Source organism: Methylorubrum subtropicum (assembly GCF_038442325.1).
Lineage (GTDB): Bacteria > Pseudomonadota > Alphaproteobacteria > Rhizobiales > Beijerinckiaceae > Methylobacterium > Methylobacterium subtropicum.
This window is the reverse complement of the sequence record NZ_JBBXMW010000015.1, coordinates 66,833-79,981: the sequence shown is the minus strand read 5'-3', so window position 1 is coordinate 79,981 and position 13,149 is coordinate 66,833. Positions and strand designations below refer to the sequence as shown.

Genomic DNA, 13,149 nt, shown 5'->3' with positions numbered 1-13,149 from the left:
TGGCTCATAAAAGCGACACCCGACGGGGGTCGCCTCCGGGCCGGAGGCCGGAATCCGTCGGACTCGACGCGCGGCCGATGGCGCCGACACGATCCTCGGCCGGGGCAGCGGCGGGGGCTGCCCGAAAATGCACCGATCCGGTGCCGATCTGCCCAACGATGGGGCAGATACGATCCACAGGGTTAAGGAATCGTTACACGCCGCCGGACCGAATGAATCGGTTCGGCGGGCTCATGCGGTTCCTAGAACGCGAAGCCGGGCTCGGTCGCGAAGGCCTTGAGAGCGGGCAGGTTGGCGTCGAACAGCGGACGCGCGCCGAAGGCATCGCCCGCGCGCACGAACAGGGTAGCCTTGGCGTTGCGGTCGGGGCCGAGGACGCAGACGAGGCGACCGTCGTCCGCGAGCTGGTCGAGCAAGGCCTGCGGCCGGGTCTCGACACGGCCCTCGACGAGGATCGCGTCGAAGGGGCCGCCGGAGACCTTTTCGGTCAGGCCGCCGCGAACCACCTCGACCCGGCCGCCGAGCCGTTCCTTGGCAGCGCCGGCCAGCGCCTCGTCCGATTCGAGCGCCGTGACCTGCGCGCCGAGCCGGTCGAGGATGGCGGCGGCGTAGCCGTAGCCCGCGGCGACATCGAGCACGTGGATGCCGGGGCGGACCTTCAGCGCCTGGACCATGCGGGCCAGGATCATCGGCGCCGCCATCACCCGCGGGCCGTCGCCCTGCGTCGCCACCGTCAGCGCCTGATCGATATAGGCGAAGGCCTCGCGGCCTGTGGGCACGAAGCGCTCGCGCGGGACGCTGTCGAAGGCGTCGAGCACGGCGTTGTCGTTGACGTCGAAGGTCCGGAGCTGACAATCGACCATGAGGCGTCGCGCCTGCGCATAATCGAGCATGGAGCCGTGTTTCCCTCGCCGCCGGACCGGGTCGGCGCGTGAGCCGCCCCCTGAGCGGCAGGGGTTTTCACGGATCGAATGGGGAATTGCAAGGCTATTGCCCGGCTTACCGCGCGGCCTCGGCGGCGTTCGCGTCTCGTCTGCCGGGGGGGATGCTTGTTTGGAGGCCTCGCCCGGAATCGAACCGGGGTGCAAGGATTTGCAGTCCTCTGCGTAACCACTCCGCCACGAGGCCTCGTTCGCGGCGTGATGCGCGAAGCTCCGGCGGGGCGGCCGGCCCGGAGCGAGGCGTCCTTAGCAGAGCCGCGGGCCGTTGGGCAACGCCCTTTCCGGCGCGATCGTCACGGAACCGTCGCGCGGCCGGTCAACCGCGGCCATTTGCAAAAAAGCGACGCCGGAATCGCCCGAGACCCTTGCGCCGGCAATCCAGCGAGGCTAGAGACCCCCAGCGCCGCCGAGGCGGCCGGGTGATCCCCGATAGCTCAGTTGGTAGAGCAAGCGACTGTTAATCGCTTTGTCGCAGGTTCGAGTCCTGCTCGGGGAGCCAACACTTCAGATCACATCGTGAGAACCGGTTCATGCCGCTCGGCCGTTCCCCTGGGAACCGCGGGCGGTTTTAACGCGTGTTTGGCCGGGCCGTCGATTTCGGGTGTCTGCCTCCGTGTCTGAATCGAGCGAATCCGTCGCGATCACCATCTTCGGCCGACACGTCGCGAACTGGATGCGGGCTCTCGACGAGAACGCGCCGGTCTGGACGAAGCTGAGCGGCGTGCGGAGCGTGCGCGTGCTGGAGCGGTCGTCGCCCGGCTTCGACCTCCCGCCCGATCCCGCGCAGGGCCGGCCCGTCCTCATCCCGCTGCTGGAGCCGCATATCCGGTCGCGACCGCCGGGCTACTTCACGCTCTGTCCCAGCCGTGAGGCGCTCGACACGCTGGCCGACAAGCGCGCCTTCGCGGCTTACGTGCGCCGTCAGGGCCTCGATGCGCTCGCGCCCGCGGTCTACGACACCGTCGAAGAGGCGCGCTTCCCGTGTCTCGCCAAGCCGATCGCCCGCAACGGCGGCCAGGGCATCCGCCTCCTGCACGACCGGGAGGCGTACGAGGCCTTCAGCGCCTCGCCGGCCTGGGCGGCGCATCCGCACATCCTGCAGGCCTTCCTCGCGGAGGAGCAGGATTACAGCACCTATCTGTTCTGCCGGGCCGGGCGCATCGCGTGGCACCGCACCTTCCGCTACGTCGTCGCGCCGGAGGCGCCGATCCGGGGCCCCGTGTCGTATCCGGCGAGCGAGGTCCGCACGCTCTGTGACGCCCACCTCGCCGATCTCGAACGCTTCCTGATCCCGCTGGCCCATGACGGGCCGTGCAACGTCGATCACAAGATCCTGCCGGACGGCACCTTGCAGGTGCTCGAGATCAACCCGCGCCTGGGCGGCTCGCTGATCATGCCGGATTATCTCGACGACCTGGCCGCCAACCTCGCCCTCGTCATCGCCCATGCCCGCTTCGAGCCGGTGTAACCCATCCGCTCAGGCGGCCTGCTCGATGGTGAACTCCATGCCCCGGCCCGGCCCCTGGTCGGCGTAGTCGGCGAGCATCAATCCGCGCTCGGCCAGCGTCGCCTCCACCGTGTCGCGCTGCTTGCGCACCATCTGCCCGATCGCCAGCGGGGTCAGGCGCGGGCTGGCGCGGCGCAGGGCGTCGATGCCGATGCTGGCCGGCACGCCCTCGTTCTCGGCCAGCCGTGCGAGCGCCAGACCGAGGTCGCGGGCCTTGGTCTCGGCGGCGGATTTCGGCTTGAAGGCCATGGGGTTCTCCTTTCGGGCCGATCGCGCCCCGGTTCGTTCGTACTATTTTTGTTCTAGTCCAGAGACGCGACGGGCGCGAGTCCGCGCCGCGTCGCAGCCGCTGCTCTGGATTTTCGTGCCGTATCGGCTCTTTCCGAAAGCCGGTTCCCACCTTTCGGGCCGATGCTCTAGAAGAATCTGGCCACGGCCTGCCGCAGGGGGTTGGCCGGGTTCGACAGCAGCCGCAGGGCCATCGTGCAGGCGATGACGACGAGGAGCGGGCGGATCAGCCGGGCGCCGAGCCGCACCGCGAGCACCGAGCCGATCTGCGCCCCGATGATGGCCCCCACCGCCATGGCGAGGCCCAAGGGCCAGATCACCACGCCCTGGACAGTGAACAGGGCGAGGCTGCCGAGGTTGCTCGCGGCGTTCGACAGCTTGGTGTGCGCGGTCGCCCGCACCACGCCGAGGCCGAGCAGGGTCACGAAGCCGATCATGTAGAACGAGCCCGCGCCGGGGCCGAACACGCCGTCGTAGAAGCCGACCGCGGGGGCGAGCGTGAGGGCGAACAGGCCGGGGCCGATCCGCGCGGTCGCGTCCTCGTTGCTCATCCGCCGGGCGGTGGCGAAGTAGAGCGCGATGCCGACGAGCAGCACCGGCACCATCGCGTCGAGTACCGGGCGCGGCAGCAGGCTGACGCAGAGCGCGCCCGCCACCGAGGCGAGGCCCGCGGCGAGCGCGGCCGGGCCGGCCTCCCGCCAGCGGATCAGGCCGCGCCGGGCGAAGGCGAGCGTCGCCGAGGTCGAGCCGGCGGTGCCCTGGAGCTTGTTGGTGGCGATCGCGCTCACCGGATCGAGCCCGGCGAGCAGCAGCGCGGGCAGCGTCAGCAGCCCGCCGCCGCCCGCGATGGCATCGACCGCGCCGGCCAGGACCGCGACGCCGAACAGGCCGGCGATCGTCTCGGGATCGATCACCATGCGCGGCCTCGCGCGGACGCGGGGGCGGAAAGGATGGGGGCGGACATCGGGGGCGCCTGTCGCGGGAGCCTCGGGGGAAGCGCCCGTCCCTAGAGCATCGGCCCGCGAGGGGGGAGCCGACGCGGCACGAGATTTGAAGGGAAGCTAGGGTCCGCACCATCCGGCCTAGGCCATGCTGCGACCTTGCCGGCCCTGGCGACGGAGGGAGGATCGGTGCTAGTGTGGGACATAATCCCACAATTTGGCGTCGCATGCCCCTCTATTTCTTCGATCTCCATGACGGCACCAACTTCGTCAAGGACGAGGAGGGCTTCGACCTCGAAGGCCCGGACGCCGTGCGCGAGCGGCTCGCCCGCATCATGACCAAGGTCGTGCGCGGGGTGACGGCCACCGACGACCGCCAGGATTTCTTCGCCATCGCCCGCGACGCGGAGGGCAAGGTTCTGTTCCGCGCGCACCTGTCGCTCGACATGGAGACCGTCGAGAGCGCCTGACGCTGCGCGGAATCGCGCAGGCCGGTGGATCGAATCGCCCGCTCGCTCGTCTTTACAGCGGAGCTGTACCGGGGGGCTTTCGCTTGAGTGTCGGACTGATCGCGCTGCTGGACGATGTCGCGGCGCTCGCCAAGATGGCCTCGGCCTCGCTGGACGACGTGGCGGGCCAGGCCGCCAAGGCCGGTTCGAAAGCGGCCGGCGTGGTGATCGACGACGCCGCGGTGACGCCGCGCTACGTCGTGGGCTTCGCCGCCGAGCGGGAATTGCCCATCGTCGGCCGGATCGCGCTGGGGTCGCTGCGCAACAAGCTGCTGTTCCTCTTGCCCGGCGCGCTGGCGCTCAGCGCCTTCGCCCCTTGGGCGATTACGCCGCTGCTCATGCTCGGCGGCGCCTACCTCTGCTACGAGGGCACCGAGAAGGTCTACGAGGCGCTGTTCCCCCACAAGGCCCACGGCCACGAGGAGGAAGTCGCCGGGGCGCCCGACAGCGCGATGGAGGATCGCCGGGTCGCGAGCGCCATCAAGACCGACTTTATCCTCTCCGCCGAGATCATGGCGATCACCCTCGCGGCGATTCCCGAGGGCACGTTCTGGACCAAGGCGGCCGTGCTCGCCGTGGTGGCGATCGGCATCACGGTGGCGGTCTACGGTGCGGTCGCCGTGATCGTGAAGGCGGACGACGCCGGCATGGCGCTCGCCGCCAACCGCAACCCGTCCTTCCTCGGCGGCCTCGGCCGCGGCATCGGCCGGGCGGTGGTGAAGGGCATGCCGTATCTGCTGAAGATTCTGGCCGTGGTCGGCACCGCGGCGATGATCTGGGTCGGCGGCGGCATCCTGATCCACGGGCTCGAAGAGTACGGCGTGAAGGCGCCGGCCCATGTGATCCACGACGCGGCGGCCTCGGTGGCCGGTCTCGTTCCGGCGGCGCACGGCTTCGTCGAATGGCTCGTGACTGCGGCGGCTTCCGGCCTCGTCGGCCTCGCGGTCGGGGCGCTGCTGATCCCGGTGACGAGCTACGTCATCGCGCCGGCCTGGAATACGGTTGCCGGGCTGCGGCAGAAGACGGCCTGACCCTTTTTCACGCCGTCATGGGCGGGCCCTCAGACCGCCTCGACCCGCGGGTCGAGCCGCGGGCGCCCGCCCGAGAGCCGGGCGCGCAAGACCGTGGCGGCGGCCCGCGCCAGGGCCGTCGGCGCCATGAACGCGGTCAGGCCCATGCTGCGGGCCGCATAGGCGAACAGGCGTGCCGCCTGGGCGGGGTCGTGCGCGGCGGCCTCCAGCATCAGGCGCTCGGGGAGCCACCAGCGGCGGCCGCTGGCGTAGCTTCCGATGTGCCACGCATGGCCGGCGAGTTCGCGGGCGTGGCGGCGGGCGTAGACCTTGAGGGCGCGGTCGACGGGCCCGTGCGAAAGGATCGTCTCGGCGGTGGCGTCCGCCAGCCACGCGGCCGATTGCAGGGCGAAGGCGCAGCCCGTGCCCCAGACCGGATCGACCGAGAGCGCCGCGTCGCCGATGAGCGCGAGGCCGGGCCGCGACGCGGGGCGGCGCAGGTTCGGCATGTCGACGAAGCCCATCACCGGGCCGACCCGCTCGGCGGCGGCGAGGTTCGGGCCCTCGGGGAGCGCCGCGAGGGTGCGGGCGAGCGCGGCCTCCGGGTCGGCCTTGAAGGCGGGGAGCTGCGCCTTCGGCAGGGTCGCCGCCGCGACCGTGATCCCGTCCTCGTTGGAGAAGGTGTAGCAGATGCCCTCCTCGCCCATCCACATGCGCGAGCGGCCGTCGTTCGCATCCAACCCGCGATAGGCGGCGTAGTAGAAGAAGCGGGCGTTGGGGGTCTCGCGGGAGGTGAGCCCGGCCCAACGCGCCAGCGCCGAGGCGCGCCCGTCCGCCCCGACATGCAGGCGCCCGCGAAGAATTCGCTCAGTGCCGCGGGCATCGCGGACGGTGAGCGCGGCGACCCGCCCGGCCTCGATGCCGAGCCCGGTGGCGGTGTGGCCGCTGAGCCATTCGATGCCGGGGGTCGCGGCGGCGTGTGCGCGGATCAGCGGGTCGAGGCGGACGCGGCGCAGGTTGTAGCCGTGGGCGGGATGGCCGGCCAGGGCCTCGCCCTCGCGAATCCAGCCCCAGCGCGTGTGAAGGTCGAGCCGGTTGCGCACGCCGCCGCTCGCCTCGATCGCTTCGGCGAGGCCGAGCCGCTCCAGCACCGGCAGGGCGCTCGCCTGGATGTAGTGGGTGCACAGCCGCTTGTAGGCGTCCGGATCGGGGTTGCGCTCCACCAGCGCCACGGTGAGGCCGGCGCGGGCAAAGAACATCGCGGCGGCGCAGCCCGCCACGCTTCCCCCCACGATGACGACGTCGTGCGTGACCATGCCGGCCTCCGAAACTCGGAAGCGATGGTGGCCGCACTGGCTTGCGCGAGGCAAGCGCCGGCTCGGGGGCTCGTGCGGCCCGACGCATGGCTCGGAGACTCCGATTACGCCGCGCGACGCCGGGCTGGTGGGCTCGGCCTGTGTAAGGTCGTAGACGAAACCAATCGACAGCAAGTTGCCTTTAGGTTGTATTTGTGGGGCAGCGCAGTCGAGAGGGGGATAAGGTGTTGGAATGGCACGTCGAACGCCGTGCGCGCGGCCGATCCGATACAGCGAAGATTGTTTCCGCGCGCGGCAGCTTGACATTTGCTGAATACAACCTTGAGTAAATGCATACGACGGCCGTTTTGGGGGCGCCAATGACAATTCTTTCATATCGTCGATACACGACAACGGCCCGGACGACTTCTCGGATGCGGTGGTCGAGCATGGTCGAGAGAGAAACAACTGGCCGGATCGATCGCGTGCGACGATGCAAACCTAAGAAGTCGATGCGTTGACCTCGAAAAGACATCGGCGAGAGAATTTCGTCACACCCCCCAAGAATCTTGCGAGCCATGCATCGCGTCGCATACCCGGCGCTTTAATCCGCTCTTAATCTTGCGGCATCCCGGATCGTCAACCGGGTCGCGGACACTCGGCGATGCGCTCGAATCTCTCGGAATCCCTCACGTGGTCGCCGACCGTGGCCCTCTCCTGGTTGTGGGGGTTGGGCTTCTTCTACGCGATCCACGTGGTGCTGGCCCATGGCTGGATGGGCTTTGCCGCCTTCGCCGGGCCCAACGCCCTCGGGCTGTTCCTGTTCGGCTGGGTGCTGGGTGATCCGCGGCGCGACCCGGCGGCGATCCTGCGCAAGGCGGAAGGCACTTACGCCGGGCTGTTCCTGCTGGCGCAGCTCTTCGCCGTCGCGATCACCCTGTTCGCGCTCTACGCTTACGTCGGCGCGCCGCTGTTCGGCGAGCGGGCGGCGGGGGGCCTCGTCGGCCTCGTGCTGGTCGCCGCGATCCTCGGCCACGCGCTCACCCTGCGCCGGTTGCGCTGGGTCCATGCCGGGGGGCTCGTCGTCGGAATCGGCGCGGGGCTCTTCGCCTGGACCGGTCTAGCCGCCGCGCCCCCCGCCGGGCCGACGCCGTGGCTCGTCGCCGACGAACGCTTCTTCGGCCTCGTCGCGCCGACGCTGGTCGGCTTCATGCTCGGGCCCTGGACCGATCTGCAGCACTGGCAGCGCGTAATCGAAATCCGCCGCGGCGGCGGCTCGGTGCGGCTCGCCTACGGGGTCGGCGCCGGGCTGTTCCTCGGACTCCTCACGCTAAACGCCCTTATCGCTTCGGCCGCGGGCCCCGCGGGCGCGGCGACGAGCGCCGACGGCCTGCTCGGATACCAGCCGGCGGTGACCGCGGCCGTGCTCAGCACTGCCTTCGAATCCGCCGGCACCGCCTTCGCGCTGTGGGCGGTGATCGCCGCGCTCTCGACCATCGACAGCGCCTACGCGGCTTTGCGCTGGTCGATGGGGGCCGTGACGGCGCGCAGCGAGTCGGTGCTGCTCACCTTCGTCCCGCCGAGCCTCGTCGCCTCGCCGGTCTGGGTGCTGCTGGGCGCGGGCGCGCTGGCGGCCGGGGTCGCGGCGGCGGACCTGTCGATGATCTACCTGATGCTACCCTTCGCCACCCTGCTCGCGGGCGCCGCCGCCTGCCTGCTGCTGGAGGCGCTCGGCGCGCGGCGCGCCTACGATCCGATGCTCTGCGCGCTGCTCGGCGCCACCGCGGCGCTCCTGGCGGTCGCCGGCTACGTCACCCCCAATGCCGGGCTCCTCACCCTTTCGGCCCTGGTGCCGCTGGTCGGCGCCCTGCCGATGTTTTCGCAGTTTCTGGGCTGGAGTGCGCCCGTTCCCGCGGCGCCGGTGGCCGCGCCCGAGCCGGTCGCCACCGTGATCCGCGTGGTCAACGACAACGCAGCCGGCGCCGAGGGCTTCGAGGGCCGCGACTTCGTCATCCGCCTGACGCCGACCTACGACGACACCAACTCGGTCGGAAACATCTACTTCGCCAACTACGTCCGCTGGGTCGGCAAGGCGCGCGAGCTGTTCTTCCGCCATTGCGTGCCGGATTTCGACCTCGCCTCGACCGAGTTCTACATCCTGACGAAGTCGTTCCAGCACGATTTCCGCCGGGAGGCGCGGGAGTTCGAGCCGCTGACGGTGCGCATCCGCGTCAAGCACGCCAACCGCAAGTTCGTGACGCTGGAGCACGAGATCCACAGCGTTACGCAGGGGCTGCTGGGCCGCGGCGAGCAGAGCCTGATGTTCGTCGATACCCGCAACTACCGCCCGCTCGACATCCCCAAAAGCATCGTCGAGGGCTTCCTGCCATACGCCCCGGCCGGCGTCGCTCCGGCCCGATGGCGCGAGGAGCCGGCCCTGCCGCAGCCGATGGCGTCGTGAGGTCCGACCGATCCCGCATCGAGCACGGGTCCCCTCCCCCTGGCGGCCGGGGGAGGAGAGCGGTCGCGTCACCGCCAGCGCGGCGCGCGGGCCGAGCCGTCGATGAACTCGAAGTTTCGGCTCCGGTTCAGCGTGTGCAGCCGGGTGCCGGGCCAGAGCGGGCCGGGGCGCAGGATCGTCTCGACGGTCTGCGAAAAGCCCTCGTCGTCCAGCCGGTCGATGCGGGCGAGCGCCAGCGCGGCGCCGTAGCCCGCGCGATTGTCCTGCACCGGGCGGATCAGCCGGCCGCCACGCGCGACGACGCGACCGGCGGGGCGGGCGGCGGCGATGTCGATCAGCACCGGGTTGTTCGGATGCGGCGCGAACGGCCCGCGGAAATCGGGCGCCGACCACAGGCACAGCGTGTCCGAGAAGGAGCCGTGGGGATCGCGCGCGGTGGCGCCGTCGCGGACCGTGGCGAACAGCCACCAGCGGCCCCCGTGCTCGAGAAGCGTCGCGTCGCTCGCGGTGACGCCGGACAGCAGCGTCGCCTCCCGGGTCCAGCCGCCCGGATAGGCGCGCGCCCGGTAGAGATCGACCGTGCCGTTCCGGCTCGCCTCCGGCACCATCCAGACGGCGCCGTCGCGGGCGAACACGAACGGGTAGGAGAGGTGCCACGGCTCCTCCAGCGCCGGCCGGGGCGTGCCCTCCGGCCCGTCGGGGCCCAGCGTCACTGCGGAGATCACGCCCTTGCCGGTGGCGTGCGGGTATTCTTCCACGAACAGAACCGTGCGGCCGTCCGCGTCGAGGGGAAACGGATCGGCGTAGAAGCGCCGGCCGTCGTCGGGCAGCCCGCGCCAGCCGCTCGCCGGATGGGCGCGCAGGTCGATCAGGTCGGGCCCGTCGAGCCGGCGCCAGCCGACCCGCCAGTGCGGGGCGCGGTAGCACAGGCGGTAGAGCCGGTAGACGACCGACCGGGCCAGCACCCGCAGCGCCCGCGTGCCGATCGCGGCAGGCGTGGGGGTGGGGGGCGCGGGGCCGGGCTCAGCGGCGAGACGCGCGCCGGCCAAAGCCGCGGCGACGAACGTGATGGTGCGCATCAGCCCGTCCTCGAAGGCGGCCCGCATCGTGCCGGGCGTCTCGCTGCCGAGGCGGCCCGCCGCGATGGGGCGGGTGCCCTCGCTTAAGGCGGCCACGGGCGCGTGCCCGGCCATCAGGGCGGCGAGCAGGGCGGCCTCGCCGCAGGCGCCGTCATAGGCGAGCCGCCAGACCGAGCCGGATTCGATGTCGCCGCACAGGTCGAGGGTGAGGTCGGGGGCTACCGACGACGTGCGGTAGGCCGTGAGCGCGCCCGGCGGCAGCGGGGCGGCGGGGCCGTCGAGGGGCAGGCGGCCCAGCAGGGCTTCGAGGCGGAACAGGGTTTCGGCGCTGGCCGGGAGGCCGCCGAGGCCGGGGCGGTCGTCGAAGGAGACGTGCAGGCCCCGCGCCGTCAGGCGGTCGAGGAGCAGCCGGTGCCAGCGGCGGGGCCGGGTGCCGTCGAGGCGGATGCGGAGGTGGCGGATCGGTCGGGCGCGTTCCCCTCCCCACGGATCTCGGGCCTGCCCGAGATCCGCACCTTGCTTACCCAGATCGGGCAAGCCCGATCTGGGTGGGGAGGGGTCAGGGGTGGGGGTCGGGCAGGAGGCACCGGGGCGTTTCATCCGGCACGACCCCCACCTCCGGCTCCTCCCCGCAAGGGGGAGGAGAGGCGCCACGGACGCGTCAGTTCTTCAGCGATCCCGTCGTCGCCACCGCCGCCTGCGGCTTCACCGTGGGCGTCGCGGCCTTCGCGGCCTCAGCCGGCTTCGGCTTGGCGGTCGCCACTGGGGCTTTCCGCCCGGCGGGCTCCGCCTCGGCCGGGGCGGCGTCCTTGGGCTTCTTGGCGGTGTTGGCGAGCAGCTTGTGATAGGCGCTCGCGTCGCCGTCGGCGTCGGCGACCGTGATGCGGGCGGGCTTCGTCTCGGCGGGCTTCCCATCGGCCGACTTGGCGCCGTCCTTGGCCGGCGCCTGCACCGCCACCACGGTCACCGGTTTCTCGTGGGCCTTACGGGCGGCGGCGGCCTTGGTCGGGCCGGGTGCGTCGGCGGGGGCGGCAGCGACGAGGATCGGCTTGCCCTTGGCGTCGATCTCGATCTCGCTCGGGCCGAGCGCGAGGCTCTCGGGCCGGCTGACCTCGCCGAGATGGTGGCGGCCGTAATCTTTTGCCGTGTAGGCGAGTTCCTTGTCCTTCTCCTTGTCGGAGTCGGTCAGGCTGGCGAAGGTCACGTTCGGCGCGGGCTGCGGGCGGAAGACCGGGTTCTGGCTGCCGTCCTCGTAGACCACGCGGGTGGCGGGCGTGCCTTTGGCGATTAGGTCGGCGACTTCGCGGTTGTCGCGGTCGCGCTTCTCGGCCACCTGCGGATCGACCCGCGGGGTGCAGTTGCCCGCCGCCACGTCCGCGCCGCCGAACACGTACTTCGTGCCGCAGGCGGCCACCCGAGGCTCCTCCTTAAGGGCCTCGAAATAGTCCGAGCCCTCCTTGAGGTTCTTCCAGAACGGCGCGTTCGGGTCGTTGCGGAACTTGGCGACGTTCGCCGCCGTCATCCGGAACGGATAGGCCTGGAACTGGAACGCGCGCTGGCCGCCGTTGAACGCCTCGCGGGCGATGGCGTAGATCTCCGACATCGACGCGTCGGTCATGGCGAAGCATCCGGCCGACGAGCAGGTGCCGTGCACCATGATGTAGTTGCCGGTGCCGCCCTTGGCGCGATCGACGGCGTTCGGATAGCCGACGTCGAACGAGAGGTAGTAGCTGGAATTCGGGTTCATCTGACCCGGCGTGATCGTGTAGAAACCTTCCGGCGCCTGGCGGTCGCCCTGCTTGGTCTTGGGGCCGAGCTGGCCCGACCAGCGGCAGATCGGAAACGTCTTGAGCAGCGCGTACTGGCCGGTGCCGGTGCGCTTCCAGACCTCCATCTCCGCTTCCTTCTTGAAGGCGCGGATCAGGATCGGGTCGCCCTGGCTCATGCCCTTGGTCTGCATGAGCGAGACGGTCTGGGGCGGAATCGGCGTCAGGCTGCGCGTCGAGGCGCCGCCGAGCATGGCGCTGTCGTTGCAGGCACCGAGAGAGAGCGCGAGGCTCGTCGCCAGAGCGGCGGCAGCCGCCGCCAACGGACGCACAGCCATGGGGAACCCGTCCTCGACTTCATTCGTCCGCCGGACTCGTGCCCGTTCGCGGACGCCACTCCCCGTCACCCATAGCTCGGGTAAACTTACCCGGACCTTACCACAAGGCGCCGCCGCACTTGGTCGGCGAGTGTTGCCCGCGGGTTACGGTTCCCTGAGAAGTCGCGCCCGACCCCGCACCAGGGCGGTCACGAAGGCGTCATCCGCAGGGTCGGCGAAGCGGATTCCGGTGGAGGGCGAGCGGGTCTCGACCCGGAGGCGGGTAAATCGGGGCTCGCGGGCCAGTTCGACGGTCGCCGGTTCCTCGGCACCGGGGACGAGTTCGAGCACGGTCAGGTGGCTTTGCGCACGCCGCGCGGCGAGCAGCTTGCGGATTTCGGGGAAAACCGCGTCGTCGGTCGGAACCGTGGTCATCAGGTAGAAGCGGTTGTCCGTCCCCGGCGTGTCGAGCGCGGTGCGCATCCGCCGGATGCCCGCTTCGAGGAAGCGGTAATCCGCCTCGCTCGTCGCCGGGTCGTGGTGGTTGAACACGAAGGGGATCGCGTGACGTTCCCGGTACAGCCGGTGGCGGCAGCGGGTCTCGTGCGGCGCCGTGCGCTCGGCGAGCGGCGTGCTCTCGTAGTGAGAACGGTCGAGGAGTCCGGAAAAATCGTCGGCGAGGCAGTCGCGGACCATGCCGGGCGCGGAAAAGATCCAGTCGAACGGGCCGGACCACGTGCGCAAGCCCTCGGCCTTGAGGATCTGCGCCATGTGGCAGTGGCTGCCGAGCGAGATGTGGTTGAGCGCGCCCGGCTCGCGGGTGTCGCGGCGGGGGAGACGGCGGACGAGCCGCCTCAGCAGACCGGCGCCGGGGAGGCGGAGGGAGCTTTTCGGACCGGTCTCACGCATCGCGGGTGGGTCTTCTCCCATCCAACCCCCTCATCCTGAGGTGCCGGAGCGAAGCGGAGGCCTCGAAGGAGGGCTCCAGAAGTCGCGAGATCCCTGGAGCCCTCCTTCGAGGCCGCTTCGCGGCAC

Annotated in this window: 11 protein-coding genes and 2 tRNA genes; 5 read left to right on the top strand and 8 right to left on the bottom strand. The window is 70.9% G+C overall.

The genetic code is table 11. The features are described 5' to 3' along the window. Nucleotides 1–242 precede the first annotated feature (242 nt). Together AAHG03_RS19585 and AAHG03_RS19580 are read right to left on the bottom strand one after the other, a co-directional pair. Nucleotides 243–893 (bottom strand): protein-L-isoaspartate O-methyltransferase family protein, encoded by a 651-nt coding sequence (locus AAHG03_RS19585; protein ID WP_342152573.1) that lies wholly within the window; start codon nucleotides 891–893, stop codon nucleotides 243–245. 161 nt (nucleotides 894–1,054) lie between these two features. After that, a tRNA-Cys gene (locus AAHG03_RS19580) sits at nucleotides 1,055–1,128 on the bottom strand. A gap of 236 nt (nucleotides 1,129–1,364) precedes the next feature. Here AAHG03_RS19580 and AAHG03_RS19575 point away from each other — a divergent pair. Beyond that, nucleotides 1,365–1,440 (top strand) — tRNA-Asn (locus AAHG03_RS19575). 114 nt (nucleotides 1,441–1,554) lie between these two features. Further along, complete coding sequence (locus tag AAHG03_RS19570) at nucleotides 1,555–2,409, top strand: hypothetical protein (protein ID WP_342152572.1); 855 nt, start codon at nucleotides 1,555–1,557, stop codon at nucleotides 2,407–2,409. Nucleotides 2,410–2,418: 9 nt separating this feature from the next. On the opposite strand, the gene AAHG03_RS19565 is transcribed toward AAHG03_RS19570, so the two are convergent. Beyond that, on the bottom strand, nucleotides 2,419–2,697 hold the full coding sequence (locus AAHG03_RS19565) for an adenylosuccinate synthase (RefSeq protein WP_342152571.1): 279 nt from the start codon (nucleotides 2,695–2,697) through the stop codon (nucleotides 2,419–2,421). A gap of 167 nt (nucleotides 2,698–2,864) precedes the next feature. Continuing rightward, complete coding sequence (locus tag AAHG03_RS19560; protein ID WP_342152570.1) at nucleotides 2,865–3,653, bottom strand: TSUP family transporter; 789 nt, start codon at nucleotides 3,651–3,653, stop codon at nucleotides 2,865–2,867. A 251-nt stretch (nucleotides 3,654–3,904) separates the two neighbouring features. Here AAHG03_RS19560 and AAHG03_RS19555 point away from each other — a divergent pair, with 251 nt between their 5' ends. Both AAHG03_RS19555 and AAHG03_RS19550 read left to right on the top strand, forming a co-directional pair. Beyond that, nucleotides 3,905–4,147, top strand: coding sequence for a DUF6894 family protein (locus AAHG03_RS19555; protein WP_342152569.1), 243 nt, complete (start codon nucleotides 3,905–3,907; stop codon nucleotides 4,145–4,147). Nucleotides 4,148–4,230: 83 nt separating this feature from the next. Continuing rightward, nucleotides 4,231–5,217, top strand: coding sequence for a DUF808 domain-containing protein (locus AAHG03_RS19550; protein ID WP_342152567.1), 987 nt, complete (start codon nucleotides 4,231–4,233; stop codon nucleotides 5,215–5,217). 29 nt (nucleotides 5,218–5,246) lie between these two features. On the opposite strand, the gene AAHG03_RS19545 is transcribed toward AAHG03_RS19550, so the two are convergent. Beyond that, the gene (locus tag AAHG03_RS19545; RefSeq protein WP_342152565.1) at nucleotides 5,247–6,512 is read right to left on the bottom strand and encodes an NAD(P)/FAD-dependent oxidoreductase; all 1,266 of its coding nucleotides are present in this window, start codon (nucleotides 6,510–6,512) and stop codon (nucleotides 5,247–5,249) included. A 643-nt stretch (nucleotides 6,513–7,155) separates the two neighbouring features. On the opposite strand from AAHG03_RS19545, the gene AAHG03_RS19540 reads away from it, so the two are divergent. Beyond that, nucleotides 7,156–8,952: a thioesterase family protein gene (locus AAHG03_RS19540; RefSeq protein ID WP_342152564.1), complete on the top strand. Its 1,797-nt coding sequence runs from the start codon at nucleotides 7,156–7,158 to the stop codon at nucleotides 8,950–8,952. Between the two features lie 68 nt (nucleotides 8,953–9,020). Here AAHG03_RS19540 and AAHG03_RS19535 read toward each other — a convergent pair whose 3' ends face one another. The 3 genes from AAHG03_RS19535 to AAHG03_RS19525 form a co-directional block, all read right to left on the bottom strand. Beyond that, nucleotides 9,021–10,568 carry a glucosamine inositolphosphorylceramide transferase family protein gene (locus AAHG03_RS19535; RefSeq protein WP_459558963.1) on the bottom strand — a complete coding sequence of 516 codons (1,548 nt, stop codon included), beginning with the start codon at nucleotides 10,566–10,568 and terminating at the stop codon, nucleotides 9,021–9,023. A gap of 124 nt (nucleotides 10,569–10,692) precedes the next feature. Next, entirely contained in the window at nucleotides 10,693–12,135 is a 1,443-nt protein-coding gene (locus AAHG03_RS19530; RefSeq protein WP_342152563.1) for a murein L,D-transpeptidase family protein, read from the bottom strand. Nucleotides 12,136–12,279: 144 nt separating this feature from the next. Next, nucleotides 12,280–13,023, bottom strand: coding sequence for a DUF1796 family putative cysteine peptidase (locus tag AAHG03_RS19525; protein WP_342152561.1), 744 nt, complete (start codon nucleotides 13,021–13,023; stop codon nucleotides 12,280–12,282). Nucleotides 13,024–13,149: the final 126 nt, after the last annotated feature.